Here is a 22,324-nt window from a genome sequence, read left to right on the forward strand (position 1 = left end):
TAACAATGAAATTAGAAGACTTTGATTTTGAACTACCAGAAGAGTTAATTGCACAAACACCACTAGAAGACCGCACTTCAAGCCGTTTAATGATAGTAGATAGTGATTCAGGTGAAGTGACACATCATACTTTCCGTGATATTATCGAAGAACTACACGAAGGTGATTGCCTTGTCTTAAATGATACACGTGTATTACCTGCACGCTTAATGGGTGTAAAGGAAGAAACAGGCGCGCATGTTGAAATATTACTATTAAAACAAACGTCAAATGAAGATGAATGGGAAACGCTAGTGAAACCTGCAAAACGTGTGAAAGTAGGAACTGAAATTACTTTCGGTGAAGGTCTGCTAAAAGCGACGTGTACAGGTGAGTTAGATCATGGTGGAAGACTATTTAAATTCAACTACGAAGGAATCTTCTATGAAATTTTAGACCAACTTGGAGAAATGCCTCTACCACCATATATTCGTGAAAAATTAGATGATCAAGATCGTTATCAAACTGTTTTTGCGAAGGAACGTGGTTCAGCAGCGGCTCCTACAGCAGGTCTACACTTCACAACAGACTTATTAGATGAAATTCGTGCAAAAGGTGTTAAAGTTGCTTTCTTAACATTGCATGTAGGATTAGGAACATTCCGTCCTGTTAATGTTGAGACAATAGAAACACATGCAATGCACTCTGAATTTTATAATCTAACTGAAGAAACAGCAGCTATTATTAATGATACAAAACTTAATGGTGGTCGTGTAATTGCAGTAGGAACAACATCTACTCGTACACTTGAAACTATAGCAGAACGCCATGATGGTAAGATTGTAGCTGATAGTGGTTGGACTTCAATCTTCATTTACCCGGGTTTTGAATACAAAGCAATTGATGGTTTAATCACAAACTTCCATTTGCCAAAATCAACGCTAGTTATGTTAGTGAGTGCATTAACAACCCGTGAAATAATATTAAATGCTTACAATATCGCTGTACAAGAACGCTATCGCTTCTTTAGCTTTGGCGACGCGATGTTTATCCGCCCAAAAGCACAGAAAGGAAATTAATCAATGTCTCAAGCAATCAGATATGAGCTAATTAAAACAGATAAGCAAACAGGCGCACGCCTTGGTATCGTGCATACTCCGCACGGTTCATTCGAGACACCAGCATTTATGCCAGTAGGTACTCAAGCTTCTGTTAAAACAATGTCTCCAGAAGAAGTAAAAGATATGGGAGCAGGAATTATTTTAAGTAACACGTACCATCTATGGCTTCGTCCAGGTCACGATATTGTTCGTGAAGCAGGAGGTCTCCATAAATTTATGAACTGGGATCGTCCAATTTTAACGGATTCGGGTGGCTTCCAAGTATTTAGCTTAAGTCATATTCGTAAAATTGAAGAAGAAGGCGTTCATTTCCGTAATCACTTAAATGGTGATAAACTATTCTTAAGTCCTGAAAAAGCGATGGAGATTCAAAATGCACTTGGTGCAGATATTATGATGGCATTTGATGAATGTCCTCCGTTCCCAGCTACTTTTGAATATATGAAAGCGAGCGTGGAACGTACATCTCGCTGGGCAGAACGTTGTCTAGAAGCTCATGCCCGTCCACATGACCAAGGTCTCTTTGGTATTGTCCAGGGTGGAGAATTTGAAGAGTTACGTAAGCAATCTGCAAAGGATCTTGTATCAATGGATTTCCCAGGCTATGCTATCGGTGGCCTATCTGTAGGGGAACCAAAAGATATCATGAACCGTATGCTTGAATATACAACCCCGTTATTACCAGCAGAAAAACCACGTTATTTAATGGGAGTAGGTTCTCCTGACTCATTAATCGATGGTGCAATTCGCGGTATTGACATGTTTGACTGTGTATTACCAACACGTATTGCTCGTAATGGTACATGCATGACAAGCGAAGGTCGTTTAGTGATCAAAAATGCGAAATTCGCAAGAGACTTTGGTCCACTTGATCCGAACTGTGATTGCTATACTTGTCGCAATTATTCACGTGCGTATATTCGTCACTTGTTGAAAGCGGAAGAAACATTTGGAATCCGATTAACTTCTTATCATAATTTATATTTCTTACAAGATTTAATGAGAAACGTAAGACAAGCGATTCGTGAAGATCGACTTGGTGATTTCCGAGAAGAGTTTTTTGAAGCATATGGTTTCAACAAACCAAATGCAAAAAATTTCTGATTCTTGTATACTATTGAAAGATATAGAAAGGGGGATTTTATTCAATGGAAATTTTATCAGGTATTGGCCCGATTATTCTTATGTTTGGTGTGATGTATTTACTATTAATCCGTCCAGCACAAAAACAACGTAAGAAAACATCTCAAATGCAAAATAGTTTATCACGTGGCAATCAAATCGTGACAATCGGTGGATTGCACGGTGAAGTTGACGCGGTTGACGATACAACAGTTGTAATCAAAGTTGCTGATGGCACAAAACTACGTTTCGAGCGCGCGGCAGTAGGTCGCATTGTTGAAGATGCAACTAACTAATTAAATGCGTTCAAAAAGGCTATTCCACACTTATGTTGTGGCGTAGTCTTTTTTTTGTGGAAATATTTGAAGAAAGTATTTATCAGGAAGTTATCAGATAGTTTAATAAAAACTTTGAACAATTATATTTTTAAAATATGTAGACAATAGTTTAAAAAGTAGTGTGTTTTAAATCAATGTTTTTGTATAAATTGTTCAATCTTACACATTCTATTTTAAAAAAAGGAGTCGTGTATGAACGATTTATTAATTATCGCATTTCGTACCGTCTTTTTATATTTTGTTATTTTGATTATTTTTCGACTCATGGGAAAACGAGAAGTTGGCGAACTAAGTATGATTGATCTCGTCATATTCGTACTCATCGCTGAAGTTGCAGCATTTGCTATAGATGATCCGCAACGTAAGTTATTTGAATCAGTTCTGCCGATGATTATGCTGCTCGTTATCCAAGTTGTTTTGTCATTTATAACTTTAAAAAATAAAAAGATTCGTGATTTAATTGATGGCGATCCGGTTACGATTATTCGAGATGGCGTCATTATGGAAAGTGAAATGAGGAAACAACGTTATAATCTAAATGATTTATTCCAACAGTTAAGAGAACAGCAGGTAGGATCTGTTCAGCAAGTTGCCTACGCTTTTTTAGAACCATCTGGAAACCTTTCTGTATTTGTGAAAGCTGAAGAACCACCCGTACTACCATATATTATTGATGGGGAGGTACAAAATCATAACCTCGAGTTAACACAAAGAACGGAAGAATGGTTAAGGGAAAAACTATTAGAACAAGGTATCACTGACATTACAGAAATATTTTATTGCTGTTTTGAGGAGAATGAATTGCACGTACAAAAAAAGGAAGCGGCATCATAGCCGTTTCCTAATTGTTCTTGTTAAATACATAAAATCACGCCATCTAATTTGATTAAATAGTATCAAAAGTACAGAAAGTATACCTAAGGTTATAGCGCTATTCCAGATAACAGAAAGACCTGCAGTAGGTATAAGCATGGTTCGTAATACGACTACGAAAATGAATATGCCATATGGGACGACAAATAATCGGAAGCCCGTATGCAAATATTTCTTCTGACGAATAGTTGCGATATGTAAAAAGGATGTGACGAGAACACCGAAACCAATCGCAATGACCGCACCTTTTTCTTGTAAACCGGACTGAGAAGCGAGAACAAACATGATAAACAATTTACCTATACCACCATATACAGCATTCATCATAGCAGCATTCGCCTCATCTACAGCCTGTAGAATCGAATTTAGTGGACTTTGAATATAATAAAAGAAAAAGACAGGTGATAATAATTTTACATAGCCACGATTTTCTTGCAGGTGAAAAAGTTTCATCGCAAGTTCATCACCGTGAATGAAAAAGTATGTAGCCGCAAAACAGCCTACAAGCGTCGATAATCGAAGTGAAATTTGGACACGATCTTTTAATAACCTGTGATTGCCACGAGCAACAGCATCACTTACAGCAGGTATAAGCACAACTGATAGAGCAAATGGTACAAAAGCTGGGAATAATAATAATGGAACAAGCACACCAGAAATGACCCCGTATAATTTTGTCGCAACAACAGTTGTCATACCTGCTAATGTTAGCGCCTTTAAAAAGATAATGGGCTCTAAAAACCATGTGAATGTACCAAAGATTTTACTACCAGTTGAAGGAAGAGCTACTTTTAATATTGGATTTGGTGGATAATACTCTTTTGATGGCTGTAGAACACCTGAACGCTTTACTTTTCGATAATGCCAATACAGATAGAGGAAAGCGACGGCTTCAGCAATTGCTGTAATGACCATAGCAAACCCTGCAGTTAGAGCTGGTTCTTCTACATTTACGCCATAAGGTAATAAAAAAGTAATAAGAATAATACGGATAACTTGTTCCATTGTTTGAGACCAAGCCGTTTCTGCAATGCGTGCTAGTCCTTGAAAGAAAGATTTGAGCAGTGCGGATGCGGCGGCAACTGGAACCGTTGCCAAGCCAACATATAAAATAAGCATGGTCTGTCCGTCATGAAGTAAATTGTTGGACAAATACGGAATAAATAGCATTATCAAAGGAAATAAGATAATACCTGCTAGAAAGGTCAATAAAGTAGCTGTTCTCATTACAGCACTTAATTGCTCTTTCTTTTTTTTCGCGTGCAGTTCAGCGATAATTTTCGCTACAGCAATTGGAATGCCGAGTTGGATTAGGGATAAGAAGAAAATAAAAGCCGGATATGCCGCCATATATGTGCCGACAGCCTCTTCGCCCGCAACCCTCATAAATTGCATTCGATACAAGAAACCCAAGAGCTTAGATAAGAACACAGCACCCATTAATAAAAAAGTGCCATGAAAAAAAGAAGTCAATACTATCCCTTCCTTCTCAATTCAAGAAAATTCGTATACAATTATCCTATGCAAGAACAGAAGCGGATAAAACTACCATAAAGGAAGTGAAATGATGGCGATCGAGTACGAGGCTTTATTTCAAAAGTTTTTACCAGCTTTAATTAGTAAAAGAAATGAATTTATCATGCAAGGTTTTAGAACGGTAACAGTAGAGGACATATGGGATGTATGTGTAAAAAAGAAATGGCGTAAGCGCAATATTCAGACATTGCGTCCTTATGAAATGGTTGAGGGTTTATTTTCTCTTACTACTGCACAATATATGACCTATACTCAAATTGAAGAATCAAAGACATCTAATTGGTTCTCGGAATTAAATCAAGATGAATTACAACTGCTATTGCATGGGAATGGTAGTGAAGAACCTTAAAGAAAATTTTTATTTAAATAAAAAAAGGGTCAATTTGACAGTGGGGTCCACCTGTTTCATAATAGACCTGTTAAGTTTTAAAATTTGATGTTGTTCGAATGAAACAAATTTTTTTACTAAAAAACATTTTACAGTACTTTTTATATTAGGTTTCATAGGTTATGAGCATTTAGTCTCGAAGTTTTTACAAGCTTTATGAATAAATTCGTGTCATAATATAGATTATTAAGTAAAATGTTTTATAAGTCATACCGCTGTATTTGTTTGAGGAGGAAGTTTGAATGAAATTAAGAAGCCGTATCGTTGCTTTTTTACTACTAGTAGTTGTTTTAGGTGCAACGATGAGTACGACTGTTCAAGGAGTCTTGAACAATATTAAACTAGGCCTTGATTTACAAGGTGGTTTTGAAGTTCTTTATCAAGTAGAGCCTTTAAATGGTGGTTCGGATATTACAGAAGATGATGTGAAGGATACTGCACAAGCATTATCACGACGTGTAAATGCACTTGGTGTTAGTGAACCGAGCATTCAAATTGAAGGGAAAGACCGTATCCGAGTTCAGTTAGCAGGTGTTGAAGATCAAGAATCTGCTCGCGAACTACTTTCAACAGAGGCCAATTTAACATTCCGTGATGTTAACGATAACATTTTGTTAGACGGAAATGATTTGAAACAAGGCGGTGCATCTGGTTCCTTTGACGATAAGAATCGTCCTATTGTTACCTTGAAATTAAAAGATCCAGCAAAATTTGCTGAAGTAACAGGGAAAATTGCGGCAATGGGAGAACCAAATAACTTATTAGTCATTTGGTTAGACTTTGAAGAAGGTAAAGACTCCTACGCAGAAGAAGTTAAAAAGGCAAAACCTAAATTTGTTTCTGCCCCAGGAGTATCTCAAGTCATCAATTCATCAGACGTTCAAATTTCAGGCGCATTTACTGTTCAGGAAACAAAAGATTTATCTGGTATTTTAAATGCAGGTGCATTACCTGTTAAATTAGTTGAGAAGTATTCAACTTCAGTAGGAGCACAATTCGGTGATCAAGCGCTGAAAAGTACGATTTTTGCAAGTCTAGTTGGTATTGGGTTAATCTTTATCTTTATGCTTGTATATTATCGTCTACCAGGATTGGTAGCGAATTTAACATTAGTTATTTTCACATTTTTAGTACTTGTTATCTTTGATTGGATTAATGCGGTTCTTACGCTACCAGGTATCGCAGCAATTGTACTTGGGGTAGGTATGGCTGTAGATGCCAATATCTTAATGTACGAGCGTATTCGTGAGGAATTACGAGTTGGTAAGTCCATAAAGGCAGCATTTAACTCAGGTTCGAAATCTTCATTCTCAGCTATTTTCGATGCCAATATTACAACGCTTCTTGCAGCAGCTGTATTATTTTACTTCGGGACAAGCTCAGTTAAAGGTTTCGCAACAACATTAATGATCAGTATTTTAGTCAGCTTTATCACAGCTGTTTGGGGAACTCGTATTTTACTAGGCTTACTAGTAAATAGCGGATACTTCGATGGAAAAACAGCTTGGTTTGGCGTAAGTAAAAAGAAAGTACACAAAATTGAAGAAGGCATAGATACATTAGATTTAACAACACGCTTTGATAAATTGGATTTTGTTCATAATCGTAAAAAATACTATGCAGCTTCGATAATCTTCATTATTGTTGGGTTTACAGTTTTAGGAATATTCAAGCTTAACTTAGGAATTGATTTCTCAAGTGGTACTCGTGTGGAAGTTAAAGCTGAGCAACAGTTAACGAAAGAAGAAGTTTCTGATACTATCGCCAAACTTGGATTTGATTCAGAGGATATCGTAATTTCTGGTGAAAACAAAGACATTGGTGTTATTCGATATAAAGAAGACTTTTCAAAAGATGAAGTTAAAAAAGTGAAAGCTGAATTTAAAAAAGAATTTGGTCACGAACCAAGTATTAGCACAGTATCTTCAACAGTAGGAAAAGAGTTAGTAAAAAATGCAATCAAAGCATTATCAATTGCAGCTCTTGGCATCATCATTTATGTTGCTTTCCGTTTCGAATGGCGCATGGGTGTCGGCGCGATTATATCATTATTGCATGACGTATTCTTTATGGTCGCGTTATTTAGTTTCTTCCGTCTAGAAGTGGATATTACGTTTATCGCTGCTGTATTAACTATCGTTGGTTATTCAATAAACGATACAATTGTAACGTTTGACCGTATTCGTGAAAACTTACATCGTGTTGGTAAAATTAAAGATTCAGAAGACCTTGCCAACATTGTTAATAAATCACTTCGTCAAACTTTAGGACGATCTGTAAATACAGTATTAACAGTAATTATTGTTGTAGTTGCATTATTGTTCTTAGGTGCACCTTCAATCCAAAACTTCTCGATTGCATTACTAATCGGGTTAATTACGGGTATGTATTCGTCAATCTTTATCGCTGCTCAAGTTTGGTACTCGTTGAAAAAACGCCAAATGAAAAAGCAAGGTAATTTAGACGTTGGTAAAAAGAAAAAACAATGGGGCACTGACGAACCAGTTGTATAATTAAGTACGAAAATGATCAGCTCACTGAAACTACTCTGCACTTTTAAAGTGTAGAGTAGTTTTTTGTGGCTTTAGAGCATTAGTCAAAGTTTGTTTTATCAGTATTGAAAGTGAACAAATGGATAGGTAAGGGCATGTAAACTAAAACTTTTTATAACGACTAACCTTCAAGCTGGATTGTCTAAAGGTTTTTTTCGTAAGTTAAATTAGGTATAATGAAACGCGTGAGGAAGTGACGTAAATGGTAATGACAACAAAAAGATGGCGAATAGAAAGACCAGATGAAATGCTTGTAAAGACATTTCAAAAAGAACTAGGTATACCTGCAATATCAGCGAAAATATTAGCTGCACGTGGTTTTGATACAATCGAATCTGCACGTGCTTTTTTAAATATTGATCATCAATCTACAAATGATCCATTCCTAATGTATGGGATGCAGCAAGCGGTCGATCGTATTCATCAAGCAATCAACAATGATGAAAAAATACTTGTTTATGGTGATTATGATGCTGATGGTATTACGAGTACAGCTGTAATGATGACAGTTTTGAGAGACTTAGGTGCGAATGTAGAGCATAAAATTCCTAATCGATTTACAGATGGGTATGGACCGAGCGAACGATTATTCCGAGAAGCTCATGAGCAAAATTTTAAGTTAATTATCACTGTTGATAATGGTATTTCAGGCAATCATGAAGTACAAGTGGCAAAAGAGCTTGGTATGGATGTCATTGTGACAGATCACCATGAAATTGGAGACGAATTGCCACCGGCTGATGTCATCATTCACCCGAGACATCCAGAGGGGGAGTATCCTTTTGGTGAGCTTGCTGGTGTTGGTGTAGCATTTAAAGTGGCGCATGCTTTATACGGTGAATTTCCAAAACATCTGCTTGAGTTTGTAGCGATTGGAACAATAGCTGATTTAGTGCCTTTATTAGAAGAGAACCGTTATTTAGTAAAGCAAGGTATTCTAGCCCTACAGAAATCAACAAGACCTTCGATAAAGGCATTATGTACAGTAGCAGGTACAAAGCAAAATGACATTACTGAAGAGACAATTGGTTTTGGATTTGGACCAAGATTAAATGCATTAGGACGACTTGGTGACGCCAATCCTGGTGTAGATTTCTTACTTGAAGAAGATGAGGCAAGTGCAGCGACAATGGCGAGCCTTTTAAATGATAAAAACAAAGAGCGCCAAGGGATTGTTTCTGATATTACTGAGCAAGCTGTTGCTATGGTTGAAAATATCGATGAAATCCGGAATTCACAAGTACTTGTTATAGCTGAAGAAGGCTGGAATCCAGGAGTAGTAGGAATTGTAGCTTCAAGACTTGTTGAAAAATATTATAAGCCGACAATCATCTTATGCATTGATATTGAAAAAGGGATAGCAAAAGGTTCAGCACGTAGTATTGAAGGCTTTAATATGTATAAAGAACTTGCGAAGAATCGTGATATTTTACCAGCGTTCGGAGGACATCCAATGGCAGCTGGTATGACACTAGCAATGGAAGATGTAGATGAATTACGTGAACGACTAGATATACAAGCAAGAGAATGTTTGACTGAAGAAGACCTAATTCCTATTCTTCAAGTAGATATTCCTCTGAAAATAGATGAGATTGATACGGATTCAATTGCAGAAGTTAGAGAATTAGCCCCGTTTGGGATGGGTTTTCCAAAACCTATGTATGGTATTGAAGATGAACATATTCAATCGATGCGAAAAATTGGTGCCAATGAAGATCATTTGAAAATGGAAATTGGTCAACCGGATGCTACCATTGATGCAGTAGGCTTTCATAAAGGATATCTTGCAGATGAGCTTACTTATGGCATTAACGTTTCTTTTGCAGGTGATTTACAAATCAATGAATGGAATGGCAGAAAGAAGCCACAGTTTATGATTTCAGACGTACGTACGGATGAATGGCAGCTATTCGACTTACGTGGAATAAGACAAGTTGCTAGATGGTTGCAAACGGTACCGGTAGAGGAATCTACATTTATAGCATTTAAGCCTGATACAATGCAATATTATGAATCTTTAATTCCGAAAAAAATTATGCCGTATAGTGAAGAGTTATCACTAGAAGATGTTAGCCCTTTTGTCGTCTTATTAGATATGCCACAAGATGTGCAAATGTTAGAGGACCTATTAACAAATGTAAAACCGACTCGAATTTATGCTCACTTTTATATTCCAGATTCGCATTATTTTGATGGTATGCCAACGCGTGAACAGTTTGGTTGGTACTATACGTTTTTGAATAAACGACGGGAATTCCATTTGAGACAGCATTTGAATGATTTAGCTAAGCATAAAGGTTGGAGTCGTGATATGTTAATTTTCATGACCCAGGTGTTTTTTGAACTTGGATTTGTTACAATAGAAAACGGACTTGCAAAAATTGTAGAAGGTGCTCCTAAAAAACAATTATCAAGTGCCAACGTTTATAAAACACGCGCACAACAAATGGATTTGGAACAGACATTGTTGTATGCACCATATAAAGATTTAAGACAGTGGTTTGATGCGAGATTATCCGCTCAAACAGTTTCTGAGGAGGAACAGTAATGGATTTAAAACAATATGTAACTATCGTTGAAGACTGGCCAAAAGAGGGCATTTCTTTCAAAGATATTACGACAATCATGGATAATGGAAAGGCATATAAATACGCAACAGATCAAATAGTGGAATATGCTAAAGAAGTAGGCGCTGAATTAATCGTTGGCCCTGAAGCACGTGGGTTCATTACAGGATGCCCTGTTGCTTATGCTTTAGAAATCGGTTTTGCACCTGTTCGCAAACCAGGTAAATTACCTCGTGAAGTAATTAGTGCTGATTACGGTTTAGAATATGGTAAAGACACATTAACGATGCACAAAGATGCTGTTAAACCTGGTCAAAAAGTTTTAATCGTGGATGATTTACTTGCAACTGGTGGAACTGTAGAAGCTGCTATCCAGCTTATTGAAGAATTAGGCGGAGAAGTAGTAGGTTGTGCATTCTTAATTGAATTAGAAGAGCTAAACGGCCGTGATAAGATTAAAGGCCATGATATATTCACATTAATGAAATACTAATAAATTGACCTCTTTGTTTTTAACAAAGGGGTTTTTTATCATATAATTAGAGTTATTATGATCGCCAACTGCTTTTGACGCGAATAGCCTTTACAACAAGGCTGTTTTTTTTATACAATTAAAGTTAAATCTAATCGGAAAATTTATGGAATAGGGTGGCTAACATGGCGAAGGATCAAGTGATGACAGTAGAAGACGTTTTTGCAACTCTTTCTTCTTATATGAATACCGAACATGTTGCTTTTGTACAAAAAGCATATGAGGTTGCGAGAGAAGCGCATAAAGAACAGTTTCGAAGCTCGGGGGAGCCTTATATTTTACATCCCATTCAAGTAGCAGGTATTTTAGCCGAACTTCAAATGGATCCAGAAACAGTATCAGCAGGCTTTCTACATGACGTTGTAGAAGATACGCCCGTAACACGTGAAGATCTTGTAGAAGCGTTTAGTGAAGATGTTGCTATGCTTGTGGATGGTGTTACAAAGCTAGGTAAGATTAAATATAAATCGAAAGCAGAACAGCAGGCTGAAAATCATCGTAAAATGTTTGTCGCAATGGCGCAAGATATCCGTGTAATTTTAATTAAATTAGCGGATCGCTTACATAATATGCGTACATTAAAGCATTTACCTGTTGAAAAGCAACGACGTATCGCAAAGGAAACGCTTGAAATTTTCGCTCCATTAGCTCATCGCTTAGGGATATCAGCTATTAAATGGGAGTTAGAAGATACTGCACTTCGTTATTTAAATCCACAGCAATATTACCGAATCGTTAACTTGATGAAGAAAAAACGTGTAGAGCGTGAAGCTTATTTATCATCTGTTATGGGAGAAATCCATACACAGTTAGATGATATTGAAATTAAGGCTGATCTATCAGGGCGACCAAAACATATATACAGCATTTACCGTAAAATGGTTATGCAAAATAAGCAATTTAGTGAAATATATGATTTACTTGCTGTACGTGTGATCGTGGATAGTATAAAAGACTGTTATGCTGTTTTAGGTATAGTGCATACTCTTTGGAAGCCAATGCCTGGCCGCTTTAAAGACTATATCGCAATGCCAAAACAAAACTTATATCAATCGTTGCATACGACAGTAATAGGACCTTACGGTGACCCATTAGAGGTGCAAATTCGTACGATGGACATGCATAATATTGCAGAATACGGGGTTGCTGCACACTGGGCTTATAAGGAAGGCAAGAATATCGATATGAGTAATTCGAATATCGATAGCAAACTAACATGGTTCCGGGAAATTTTAGAGTTCCAAAACGAGTCTTCTGATGCAGAAGAATTTATGGAATCATTAAAATTTGATTTATTCTCTGATATGGTCTATGTTTTTTCTCCAAAAGGGGATGTCATGGAATTACCTGCAGGATCTGTACCGATTGACTTTGCATATCGCGTACACTCTGAAATAGGAAATAAAACTATCGGTTCAAAAGTAAATGGTAAAATGGTACCGCTTGATACACCTTTAAAAACGGGTGATATTATTGAAATCATGACATCCAAGCAATCATTTGGTCCAAGTCGTGATTGGCTAAAAATTGCACAATCTTCACAAGCTAAGCATAAAATCAAACAGTTCTTTAAAAAGCAACTGCGTGAAGATAATGTTGTAAAAGGTCGCGAATTAATTGAAAAAGAAATTAAAGAGCAAAACTTTGATCCTAAGGAAGTCTTAACTCCTGAAAACTTTAAACGCGTATGTGAAAAGATGAATTTTGCCAGTGAAGACGATTTAGTTGCAGCAGTAGGCTTTAATGGTATGACGGCACAACAAGTTGTAAATCGTCTTGCGGAAAAAATTCGTAAACAGCGCGATCATGAAGAAGCGTTAGTGAAAATCAATAAAGAAATGAATTCGCCTGAAAAGAGAAAAGCTACTGAGTCAGGTGTCGTCGTAAAAGGATTAGAAAATCTTCTGATTCGTCTTTCACGTTGCTGTAGCCCAGTACCAGGTGATGATATTGTTGGTTTTATCACAAAAGGTCGAGGTGTTTCAGTTCACCGTGCAGATTGCCCAAATGTTCAATCGAATGAAGAACAAGAACGCTTAATAGATGTTGAATGGGACTCTGCTTTTGCTGACGAGAAAAAAGAATATTCTGTGGATATCGAAGTGTCAGGCTATGATCGTCCGGGCTTACTGAATGAAGTGATGCAGGTAGTGAATGAAGCTAAAACGAATATTAGTGCTGTGAGTGGTAGAGCTGATAGAGACAAATTAGCAACTATTAACTTAACAATTCGTATTCGTGATATTGCTCATTTATATAAAGTTGTAGATCGTATTAAACAAATTCCAGATATTTATTCTGTACAACGTGTGACAAACTAAGATAGGAGTTTTCATTTTGAAAGTAATACTGCAACGTAGTAAAAAAGCAACTGTCACTGTAGATGGACAAGTTACAGGCGCCATTGAGCAAGGATATGTATTGTTAGTTGGACTTACACATGGTGATACAAAGGCCGATGCTGACTATATCGCAAATAAAATTGTGAAAATGCGTCTATGGGAAGATGCTGATGGTAAAATGAATCATTCTATTTTAGATCACGGCGGAGCTATTTTATCCGTATCGCAATTTACTTTGTATGCTGATATACGTAAAGGAAATCGCCCTAGCTTTATTGAAGCTGCACGACCTGAGGAAGCAGAGCCTTTATGGGAGTGTTTCAATGAAACACTTCGTAACTTAGGTTTACATGTTGAGACAGGGGTTTTTGGTGCCATGATGGATGTCCAATTAACAAACGATGGACCAGTTACGATCATTATTGAATCAAAATAATATTGATACACTATCGACTATTCATTTATGAATAAACGGATGAAAGATACCTATCTTACTATTTAGAAAGTAATAAAACCTCGGATTCTCTCATACAATTTTGTATGGAAGCATCTGAGGTTTTTTGATTTAATGGATTAGTTTAATCTTGATTTAAAAAAACAGCCTTACTCTAGTTTTGTTAAAAACGAATAAGACTGTTCGTAATTGAAAATAGTTATTGCGTTTGGAAGTAATTATTGATACCTTGAGCAATGCTTCTGCTGACATTATTTTGGTGAGTAGCATTGATTAGTTTACTACGATCCTCAACATTTGAAATAAAGCCGACTTCTAAAAGAATTGAAGGAACAGATGCCATTCTATTTACATAAAAGACATTCGTTTTAACGCCCCTATTAGTACTCCCCATTGTAGGTTGATAAGCGCTATGAACAGCATTTGCTAGTTGTCTGCTTCTTGTTGGATATGGATTACCAGAAGCGGCGTAATATGTTTCAGTTCCTTTTGCAGTAGCACTTGCAGAGTTCATGTGTATACTAACGAAAATATCTGCTTTTTTCGATTTCGCCACATCTACCCGACATTGTAAATCTATTGTTTTATTAGTAGATGAAGAGCAAGCTGAGAATTGACCACGTGTTGTATATACGGTATAGCCCATACTCTCAAGATGACTCTTTGTCTTTAAAGTAAAAGCGTATGTGAGTGCGGCTTCATTGTATCCTCCGCCACCTGAACCAGGATCTGAACCGCCGTGTCCAGCATCTAATACAATCTTTTTATTCGATACTGCAGGTGGATTTGTAGCTGGATTTGATAATGTTACATAACTATTCGATGTATTATTTGAAATCCAACCTTTTTTGCCAGTAGCATACATTACTTCAACCCATTCATTTGATGGATAAGTAGCATATTGCAGCACTGTATAGTAATCTCCGGCAGAGGCTTCAGACAATATATCTCCTTTTGTACTCGGTTTTGAACGGATATTCAAGTAACCAGATTGTATAACGATATATTCTGTTTTTGAAGGTTTAGTATATACGACATTGTCTTCAGGTGTATCAGTTGGTTCCTCAGGTGTTGGATTTTCTGGCTCAGAAGGATCCGGTGTCGGTTCTACATCTGTATCTTCATCTACATCTGGTTTGTTAGGGTTTGATGTTTGTGACGTATGTTTTTTTGAACTAATCTTCCCATATGCTGACTTGGAAGAAACCCAACCTTTTTTAGTAGTCGTATATTGAATTTGAACCCATGTACCAGATTCTTTTAAAATTTTAAATTCATTACCTTTTCTTACATTACCAATAATAGCAGTTGTTGCTGATGAAGAAGCTTTTTCACGTACGTTTAAATTAGCAATTGTTATGTAGTAATATTTGCCGACATTACTAGCAGAAGTAGTTGTATTAGAAGAAGTAGTTGATTTAAACGTTACATAGCTTTTAGAAACCCAGCCTGTATATTTGGAAGTTTTAATCTTCACCCAACCACTTTTTTCGTCTAATACAGTTCCTTTTGTGCCTTTTGCTAATTTACCAAGACTTTTATAGCTAGTTGCAGCACCGGAACGAATATTTAAATTACTAACATTTGTCGTTACTGTTTTCGATGTAGCGGCAGTATTAACGTTTGTTGTTACTTTAGATAAGTATTGTGAAGAAACCCAACCTGTTTTCCCGCTATATTTTACTTTAATCCAAGAGCCTTTTGATGAGATTTTTGTTAATTTTGTGCTTTTTGGAATTAACGTAAGTTTTTTTGTACTTGTACTAGGACCTTCACGTAAAGTAAGTTGACTAGCCGTTACTTTATATGATATTGAAGAAGATGCCTCCGTATGTATAGGTTGGTAAAAATATGAGCATATAAGCGTGGTACAGAGCAAAAAAATACTAAACATTTTAACTAATTTTGTTTTCATGCTAATCCTCCTTTTTATCTATTGTAAAAGGAAATGACATGACAAATCTATAGTTTTTCAAAATAGTTGACATATTTGTTTATAGTGGGTAAGATATTTAGTAATCTGAATTTATTTAAAATCACCTATGACCGAGCAAGTAACTATATTTTTAAGGCTGATAAGAGAGGAAAAGACGTGGCTGAAATCTTTTCTACAGTACAATATAGTGAATAACACTCGAGAGGTTTTTCTTCGAAAGGCATTTGCTTATTAGGAGAAAACGGAATCGGCCGTTATCCGACATGAGAGGATTTAGTTATACTAAATCAACTAGGGTGGAACCGCGGAAGCTTATACAGCTCTCGTCCCTTGCATTTATTGCAAGGGACGAGGGCTTTTTTAGTTTCATCATAGAAAATCGTGAGATAAAGAGCAGCGTTTGTCCATAGTTAATCTGAATTTTTGAAAGGAGTTAATGTGATGAATTATAAAGTACCTAGAGGCACTCAAGATATTTTACCTGGACAGTCAGAAAAATGGCAAAAGGTTGAGGAAATTATTCGTCAACTTTGCCAAGTATATAGATATCAAGAAATTCGCACTCCAATTTTCGAGCAGACGGAATTATTCCAACGTAGTGTTGGTGATACGACTGATATTGTGCAAAAAGAAATGTACACATTTAAAGATAGAGGAGATCGTTCTTTAACGCTTCGTCCAGAAGGTACAGCAGCGGTTGTACGCTCTTACGTTGAACACAAAATGTTCGGTCAACCTGATCAACCAGTAAAATTATCCTACATTGGTCCAATGTTCCGCTATGAACGCCAACAAGCTGGGCGTTACCGCCAATTCGTCCAATTCGGAGTAGAAGCAATTGGTAGTAAAGATCCTGCTATTGATGCTGAAGTAATTGCACTTGCAATGGATGTGTATGAAACAGCTGGTTTAAAAAACTTAAAATTAGTGATTAACTCTTTAGGTGATGCAGATGTTCGTGCAGCTCACCGTGATGCATTAATCAAACATTTCGAACCACATATTGGTGATTTCTGTTCAGATTGTCAAAATCGTCTAGAAAAAAATCCATTACGCATTTTAGATTGTAAAGTGGATCGCGAAAATCCCTTAATGGCTACTGCACCAGCACTAACAGATTACTTAAATGAGGAATCTGCAGCTTATTTCGAAGCTGTTAAAAAATACTTAGATGTTTTAGGCATTACCTATGTAGTAGATCCAAACTTAGTACGTGGCTTGGATTATTATAACCACACAACTTTTGAAATTATGAGTACAGCAACGGACCTAGGTGCAATTACTACTTTATGTGGTGGTGGTCGCTATAACGGTTTAGTTGAACAAATCGGTGGACCAGAATCACCTGGTATTGGCTTTGCAATGAGTATCGAACGTTTATTGCTTGCACTTGAAGCAGAAGGACGTTCACTAGATACAGACAATGCACTTGATATGTATATCGTTGCAATGGACGAACAAGCGAAGTTAAAAGCAGTTGAATTAGCAAGTTCATTTAGAGCAAAAGGTATTTCAACTGAGCTTGATTATGCGAGTCGCAAAGTGAAAGCTCAGATGAAATCAGCAGATCGTTTAGATGCTAAATGGGTCATCGTACTTGGTGAGTCAGAATTAGAAGAACAAGCTGCTAATGTGAAAAACATGGAATTGGGTAGCCAAGAAAAAGTGCTATTTCATGACTTAGTGAATTATTTAACAAAACATAAGGTACAATAATTGGAGGAAATAATCATGGCAAAAAGAACACATGAATGTGGTATTTTACGTGGCGCTCATGAAGGCGAACGCGTTGTATTAAAAGGATGGGTACAACGTCGTCGCGATTTCGGCGGATTAATTTTCGTTGACCTACGTGACCGTACAGGACTTGTACAAATCGTTTTCAATCCTGAAAATTCTCAAGAAGCATTAGATATTGCAGATTCTCTTCGTAACGAATTCGTTGTAGAAGTAGAAGGTGCTGTAGCATTACGTGAACCGGACATGATCAATCCAAACATGGAAACTGGTATGGTTGAAGTATTAATCGATCAAATAACAATTATAAACAAAGCTAAAACACCACCTTTTGCAATTGAAGATCGTACTGAAGTAAACGAAGATCTTCGTTTAAAATACCGTTACTTAGACTTACGTCGTCCAGTAATGTTTGATACATTCAAACTTCGCTCTGACGTGACAAAAGTAATCCGTAACTTCTTACAAGATGAAGGTTTCTTAGAAGTTGAAACACCAATCTTAACGAAGTCAACTCCAGAAGGGGCACGTGACTACTTAGTTCCTTCACGTGTACATGAAGGTGAATTTTATGCTTTACCACAATCACCACAGTTATTTAAACAATTATTAATGGTTGGAGGAATTGAGCGCTACTTCCAAATCGCTCGCTGCTTCCGTGATGAAGATCTACGTGCTGACCGTCAACCTGAATTCACTCAAATTGATATGGAAATGAGTTTCATGTCACAAGATGAAATCATCGAATTAAACGAAAAATTAATTCAAAAAGTTATGAAAGAAGTAAAAGGAATTGATATTCCGGCTCCATTCCAACGTATGACTTATAAAGATGCAATGTCACGCTACGGCTCTGATAAGCCTGATGTTCGTTTTGACTTAGAACTTATTGAACTTAGCGATGTTGTTGCAGGTTGTAACTTCAAAGTATTTGCAAGTACTGTTGAAAACGGAGGCCAAGTAAAAGGTCTTAATATCAAAGGTGCGAACGACAAATACTCTCGTAAAGATCTTGATGAACTAACAAAATTTGTTGGTCGTTACGGTGCGAAAGGTCTTGCGTGGATTAAAGTAACTGAAGAAGGATTAACTGGTCCAATCGGTAAATTCTTTGATGATGAATTTGGTGAAAAACTTGTTGAACGTATGCAAGCTGAACCAGGTGATACTTTAGTGTTCGTAGCTGATAAAAAATCAGTTGTTGCTGATTCATTAGGTGCTTTACGTAAAAAACTAGGAAAAGACCTTGGCTTAATTGATGAATCTCGTTTTGCATTCCTATGGATTACAGAGTGGCCATTACTTGAATACAGCGAAGATGATGACCGTTACTATGCGGCACATCACCCATTCACTCGTCCATTCGATGAAGATCTTGAAAAAATGGATACTGAACCAGGTGCAGTTAAAGCACAAGCGTACGATATCGTATTAAATGGTTACGAACTTGGTGGCGGATCATTACGTATTCACGAAAAAGATTTACAAGAAAAAATGTTCAAAACACTTGGTTTCACTGATGAAGAAGCGAAAGAACAATTTGGTTTCTTAATGAATGCATTTGAGTATGGTACGCCTCCTCACGGTGGATTAGCATTCGGTCTTGACCGCTTTATTATGTTACTAGCTGGTCGTGACAACTTACGTGATACAATTGCATTCCCTAAAACTGCAAGTGCAAGTTGCGTCTTAACTAATGCGCCAAGTGCAGTATCATTAGCACAATTAGATGAGTTAAATATCCGCACAAAAACATTGGCAGACGAGAAGTAAATCTTTTGAATTGTCAGAATTAATGTGGTAATATGTATTTAAAGCGAATCCTGATGTGTTCGTTATAAGCTTATCAGTTTTGACCGAACATTTTATCGTTGGGAGTTCACATTTTGGGATGGCGAACATGCCTGTCATGGGACGTTTAAAATTTCGAAGAGAACACCCACCTGCTTATTGCGGGTTCAAAACGACTAGATTTTAAGACGGCACAATCGGGATTCGTTAATTATTAAATCACCCCCTCTCAATGAAAATTGAGAGGGTTTTTATTTTACGTCAATACATTATTTTTTTGATTTAAATGCTATAAAATTGATTTTAATCTAAAATTCAAAGACATTTTTCAGTACATTTGAATTGTTTTTACAAAAACTATATCAAAGAATGAAATTGATAAATTTTCATTACTATCGGTATAATATTGGTAAAATAAACATTTTTTTATTTTTCTATTGGCTTCCTTAGAAATAATGGGTTAAAGTGTAAGTAAATAAAGTGAAATGAGAAGGTGAATTAATGGAAACGAGCAATCACATAAAAACAGCATTAAAGGTTGAAACGATTATTGATTTAGATGCCTTATATGATCGAGCATTTAATGTACTAAAAGAGGCGTTAGATAACGGTTCTGAAAATTTTGGTTTGGCTACAGGTGGAACAATGCTTCCTCTTTATGAGCGTATTCGTAATAGTGATCTTGATTTCACTCAGTGTGAAAGTGTTAACTTAGACGAGTATGTCGGTCTTCCGAAAACACATCCTGAAAGTTATATATCCTTTATGAAACAACAGCTCTTCAATGAAAAGCCTTTTAAAAAATCTAATTTACCTAATGGAGAAGCATTAGATCCTCATGAAGAAGCTGCTTGTTATGAATCGCTTTTACAAAAAATGAAGTTAAATTTCCAATTACTTGGGATTGGAGAAAATGGGCATATAGGTTTTAATGAGCCTGGCACACCGTTTGATAGTGAAACGCATGTTGTTGAACTTGAAGAATCGACTAGAATAGCAAATGCAAGATTTTTTAATTCTTTAGATGAAGTACCTACTAAAGCAATTACAATGGGCATTTCTTCAATCATGCGTGCAGAACAAATATTATTAATTGCTGTTGGGGAGAAGAAACGTACTGCTTTAGAAGCGTTGTTAAGAGGGGAAGTAACAGAAGATGTACCAGTAACAATCTTGAAAAAGCATCCGAATGTTATCGTATTAACTGACTTAGTAATCTAAATAGAATGTTTGAATGAAGCTTTCAAGTGAATAGGTGTTGTTTCCTATAGGTTCTTGAAAGTTTTTTGTATAACGAAGATGAAAAAAGTGTAGATAAGAGTAGTAAATATTCCTGGAAGAGAATATGTTTTAAATATAAGAGAATCATTTTGACGAATGATGTATGGGGCAACTTATTATTTTAGAGCTTGAATTGAGAAAAGAAGATAATAAACTTATTGATACAACTTCAAGTAGATTGATTGTTCTGTTTATTCAATAAATTAGAGAAATTAAGAACTTTTGCTTTTCATTTATATGCAAACGTTTTATAATTGGTATAGACAACTATACCATGTAGATCTTTAGGAGAAACTAAGTAAGGTTTTAATGAGAGTTCCTCAATGAAAATGGGTAAATCTTCAAAGTTCTTAATCCAATCTAGGCTTTTATATTGATAGATTTTCTCTATTGGAAATACTTTCAGATAGAATCATAGAAAAAATGAACAAAATACGCATTGAAATACTTCAATAGTTATATCGGATATCTGAAATCTCATAAAAATTAAAATTACTAATAAATAAAGTGGGGTTTATGACAAGACGCTTTATAAATAGCTAGCTGAGGTAAGATAGGATACTGAAAATCAGAAAGACGAGATGATTTTAATTAGGAGAGAGTGCACATGAGTGAAACAATTCTAATTTCAAATGTAACAATTGTTAACTACGACCAAGAGGCGTTTGTAGGTGATCTTTACCTAGAAAAAGGTAAAATCACGAAAGTTGGTAAGGGATTAAGTATTCAAGCACAGCATACTATTGATGGAACTTCTAAAGGATGGATTGTTTTCCCTGGATATATTGATATGCATATACACGGATCAGCTGGTTTTGACGCCATGGATGCAACTGAAGAAGCAATGCGAGGTATTGCTCGTTCGTTACCTAAAGAGGGGACGACAAGTTTTCTTGCAACGACTATGACGCAGTCAGTTGATGCCATTGAAGAAACTTTAAAGAATGCTGCTACTTATAAAGGGTCTTTAGATGAAGCGGAAATGTTAGGGATACATGTTGAAGGTCCATACATATCAAAGGAAAGAGCCGGGGCACAACCGATACAATATATTATTGAACCTTCTATTCAACAGTTTCACCACTGGCAAGAACTTAGTGCAGGTCGCATAAAACAAGTTACGGTGGCTCCTGAAGTAAATAATGGTTTTGAATTTATCGAGGAAATTAGTAAAGAAGGAATTGTTGTATCATTAGGTCATACAGATGCTATATCTGATGAAATAGAGCGTGCCGTTGGGCTCGGTGCAAAACAAGCAACTCACTTATATAATCAAATGCGTCCTTTCCATCATCGAGAACCAGGTGTTGTTGGTGATGTATTACTAGAAGATGATTTGAAGGTAGAAATTATAGCAGATTTCATCCATAGTCACCCAAAATCTGTTAAATTTGCTTATCGTTTAAAAGGGGCATCTCGAATTATATTGATTACTGATGCCATGAGGGCAAAAGGGCTGGATTACGGTGTTTATGATTTAGGTGGCCAAGATGTACATGTAACTGAAACGGGTGCACATTTATCCGAAGGGACGTTAGCTGGAAGTGTACTAACAATGGAACAAGCTGTGAAAAATATACATGCCGTCACGCAATGTACATTACAGGAGTTAGTAGCTATGTCTTCCAACAATGCTGCTAATCAGCTTGAATTACCTTGCAAAGGGTATATAGGTAACGGGATGGATGCGGATCTAGTTATATTAGATGAAGATTTAAATGTACAAAAGACTATCTGTCGCGGTAAAGTTGTTTATGAAAAAGAATAACAAGCTG

16 protein-coding genes, 1 other RNA gene and 1 other annotated feature are annotated in these 22,324 nt (G+C 36.4%); of the genes, 15 read left to right on the forward strand and 2 right to left on the reverse strand.

Annotated elements, in window-relative coordinates; all coding sequences use genetic code 11:
- Nucleotides 1–5 precede the first annotated feature (5 nt).
- The 4 genes from queA to MHH85_RS03700 all read left to right on the forward strand — a co-directional run bounded on the left by queA (nucleotide 6) and on the right by MHH85_RS03700 (nucleotide 3,394).
- Nucleotides 6–1,058: a tRNA preQ1(34) S-adenosylmethionine ribosyltransferase-isomerase QueA gene (gene queA, locus MHH85_RS03685; RefSeq protein WP_193740565.1), complete on the forward strand. Its 1,053-nt coding sequence runs from the start codon at nucleotides 6–8 to the stop codon at nucleotides 1,056–1,058.
- A gap of 3 nt (nucleotides 1,059–1,061) precedes the next feature.
- Nucleotides 1,062–2,204, forward strand: a complete 1,143-nt coding sequence (gene tgt, locus MHH85_RS03690) for a tRNA guanosine(34) transglycosylase Tgt (RefSeq protein WP_053416467.1) — start codon at nucleotides 1,062–1,064, stop codon at nucleotides 2,202–2,204.
- A 44-nt stretch (nucleotides 2,205–2,248) separates the two neighbouring features.
- Complete coding sequence (yajC, locus tag MHH85_RS03695; RefSeq protein ID WP_193740564.1) at nucleotides 2,249–2,518, forward strand: preprotein translocase subunit YajC; 270 nt, start codon at nucleotides 2,249–2,251, stop codon at nucleotides 2,516–2,518.
- 234 nt (nucleotides 2,519–2,752) lie between these two features.
- Entirely contained in the window at nucleotides 2,753–3,394 is a 642-nt protein-coding gene (locus MHH85_RS03700) for a DUF421 domain-containing protein (protein WP_193740563.1), read from the forward strand.
- Here the strand turns inward: MHH85_RS03700 and MHH85_RS03705 are convergent.
- Entirely contained in the window at nucleotides 3,389–4,906 is a 1,518-nt protein-coding gene (locus MHH85_RS03705) for a putative polysaccharide biosynthesis protein (RefSeq protein WP_193740562.1), read from the reverse strand. The genes MHH85_RS03700 and MHH85_RS03705 overlap by 6 nt on opposite strands.
- A gap of 94 nt (nucleotides 4,907–5,000) precedes the next feature.
- On the opposite strand from MHH85_RS03705, the gene MHH85_RS03710 reads away from it, so the two are divergent.
- The 6 genes from MHH85_RS03710 (at nucleotide 5,001) to dtd (ending at nucleotide 13,786) form a co-directional block, all read left to right on the forward strand.
- Nucleotides 5,001–5,318, forward strand: a complete 318-nt coding sequence (locus MHH85_RS03710) for a post-transcriptional regulator (RefSeq protein ID WP_193740561.1) — start codon at nucleotides 5,001–5,003, stop codon at nucleotides 5,316–5,318.
- A 281-nt stretch (nucleotides 5,319–5,599) separates the two neighbouring features.
- Nucleotides 5,600–7,870, forward strand: coding sequence for a protein translocase subunit SecDF (secDF, locus tag MHH85_RS03715; protein WP_340705980.1), 2,271 nt, complete (start codon nucleotides 5,600–5,602; stop codon nucleotides 7,868–7,870).
- A 241-nt stretch (nucleotides 7,871–8,111) separates the two neighbouring features.
- Nucleotides 8,112–10,457 (forward strand): single-stranded-DNA-specific exonuclease RecJ, encoded by a 2,346-nt coding sequence (gene recJ, locus MHH85_RS03720; protein ID WP_340705981.1) that lies wholly within the window; start codon nucleotides 8,112–8,114, stop codon nucleotides 10,455–10,457.
- On the forward strand, nucleotides 10,457–10,969 hold the full coding sequence (locus MHH85_RS03725) for an adenine phosphoribosyltransferase (protein ID WP_193740558.1): 513 nt from the start codon (nucleotides 10,457–10,459) through the stop codon (nucleotides 10,967–10,969). The genes recJ and MHH85_RS03725 overlap by 1 nt, the downstream gene beginning before the upstream one ends.
- Nucleotides 10,970–11,133: 164 nt before the next feature.
- Complete coding sequence (locus tag MHH85_RS03730; protein WP_193740557.1) at nucleotides 11,134–13,329, forward strand: RelA/SpoT family protein; 2,196 nt, start codon at nucleotides 11,134–11,136, stop codon at nucleotides 13,327–13,329.
- Nucleotides 13,330–13,345: 16 nt separating this feature from the next.
- Nucleotides 13,346–13,786, forward strand: coding sequence for a D-aminoacyl-tRNA deacylase (gene dtd, locus MHH85_RS03735; protein WP_340705982.1), 441 nt, complete (start codon nucleotides 13,346–13,348; stop codon nucleotides 13,784–13,786).
- A gap of 217 nt (nucleotides 13,787–14,003) precedes the next feature.
- Here dtd and MHH85_RS03740 read toward each other — a convergent pair whose 3' ends face one another.
- On the reverse strand, nucleotides 14,004–15,719 hold the full coding sequence (locus MHH85_RS03740) for an SH3 domain-containing protein (protein WP_340705983.1): 1,716 nt from the start codon (nucleotides 15,717–15,719) through the stop codon (nucleotides 14,004–14,006).
- A gap of 118 nt (nucleotides 15,720–15,837) precedes the next feature.
- Nucleotides 15,838–16,074, forward strand: a binding site (T-box leader).
- 107 nt (nucleotides 16,075–16,181) lie between these two features.
- Here MHH85_RS03740 and hisS point away from each other — a divergent pair.
- From hisS to nagA, 5 genes are all read left to right on the forward strand, one after another.
- Nucleotides 16,182–17,456, forward strand: coding sequence for a histidine--tRNA ligase (gene hisS, locus MHH85_RS03745; protein WP_340705984.1), 1,275 nt, complete (start codon nucleotides 16,182–16,184; stop codon nucleotides 17,454–17,456).
- A 15-nt stretch (nucleotides 17,457–17,471) separates the two neighbouring features.
- Nucleotides 17,472–19,250, forward strand: a complete 1,779-nt coding sequence (aspS, locus tag MHH85_RS03750; protein WP_193740553.1) for an aspartate--tRNA ligase — start codon at nucleotides 17,472–17,474, stop codon at nucleotides 19,248–19,250.
- Nucleotides 19,251–19,294: 44 nt separating this feature from the next.
- Nucleotides 19,295–19,476: non-coding RNA, 6S RNA (ssrS, locus tag MHH85_RS03755), on the forward strand.
- A 293-nt stretch (nucleotides 19,477–19,769) separates the two neighbouring features.
- Complete coding sequence (locus MHH85_RS03760) at nucleotides 19,770–20,489, forward strand: glucosamine-6-phosphate deaminase (RefSeq protein WP_340705985.1); 720 nt, start codon at nucleotides 19,770–19,772, stop codon at nucleotides 20,487–20,489.
- 667 nt (nucleotides 20,490–21,156) lie between these two features.
- Nucleotides 21,157–22,317, forward strand: a complete 1,161-nt coding sequence (gene nagA / locus MHH85_RS03765) for an N-acetylglucosamine-6-phosphate deacetylase (protein ID WP_340705986.1) — start codon at nucleotides 21,157–21,159, stop codon at nucleotides 22,315–22,317.
- The last annotated feature ends 7 nt before the right edge of the window (nucleotides 22,318–22,324 follow it).

The organism is Viridibacillus sp. FSL E2-0187 (assembly GCF_038006425.1).
Lineage (GTDB): Bacteria > Bacillota > Bacilli > Bacillales_A > Planococcaceae > Viridibacillus > Viridibacillus arvi.

Excerpts from the sequence above, each read along its gene's own strand:
- tgt (WP_053416467.1), top strand. The coding sequence starts at position 1,062 with ATGTCTCAAGCAATCAGATATGAGCTAATTAAAACAGATAAGCAAACA.
- nagA (WP_340705986.1), top strand. The coding sequence starts at position 21,157 with ATGAGTGAAACAATTCTAATTTCAAATGTAACAATTGTTAACTACGAC.
- MHH85_RS03710 (WP_193740561.1), top strand. The coding sequence starts at position 5,001 with ATGGCGATCGAGTACGAGGCTTTATTTCAAAAGTTTTTACCAGCTTTA.
- aspS (WP_193740553.1), top strand. The coding sequence starts at position 17,472 with ATGGCAAAAAGAACACATGAATGTGGTATTTTACGTGGCGCTCATGAA.
- MHH85_RS03700 (WP_193740563.1), top strand. The coding sequence starts at position 2,753 with ATGAACGATTTATTAATTATCGCATTTCGTACCGTCTTTTTATATTTT.
- MHH85_RS03740 (WP_340705983.1), bottom strand. The coding sequence starts at position 15,719 with ATGAAAACAAAATTAGTTAAAATGTTTAGTATTTTTTTGCTCTGTACC.
- secDF (WP_340705980.1), top strand. The coding sequence starts at position 5,600 with ATGAAATTAAGAAGCCGTATCGTTGCTTTTTTACTACTAGTAGTTGTT.
- recJ (WP_340705981.1), top strand. The coding sequence starts at position 8,112 with ATGGTAATGACAACAAAAAGATGGCGAATAGAAAGACCAGATGAAATG.
- hisS (WP_340705984.1), top strand. The coding sequence starts at position 16,182 with ATGAATTATAAAGTACCTAGAGGCACTCAAGATATTTTACCTGGACAG.
- yajC (WP_193740564.1), top strand. The coding sequence starts at position 2,249 with ATGGAAATTTTATCAGGTATTGGCCCGATTATTCTTATGTTTGGTGTG.
- MHH85_RS03730 (WP_193740557.1), top strand. The coding sequence starts at position 11,134 with ATGGCGAAGGATCAAGTGATGACAGTAGAAGACGTTTTTGCAACTCTT.
- MHH85_RS03760 (WP_340705985.1), top strand. The coding sequence starts at position 19,770 with ATGGAAACGAGCAATCACATAAAAACAGCATTAAAGGTTGAAACGATT.
- queA (WP_193740565.1), top strand. The coding sequence starts at position 6 with ATGAAATTAGAAGACTTTGATTTTGAACTACCAGAAGAGTTAATTGCA.
- MHH85_RS03725 (WP_193740558.1), top strand. The coding sequence starts at position 10,457 with ATGGATTTAAAACAATATGTAACTATCGTTGAAGACTGGCCAAAAGAG.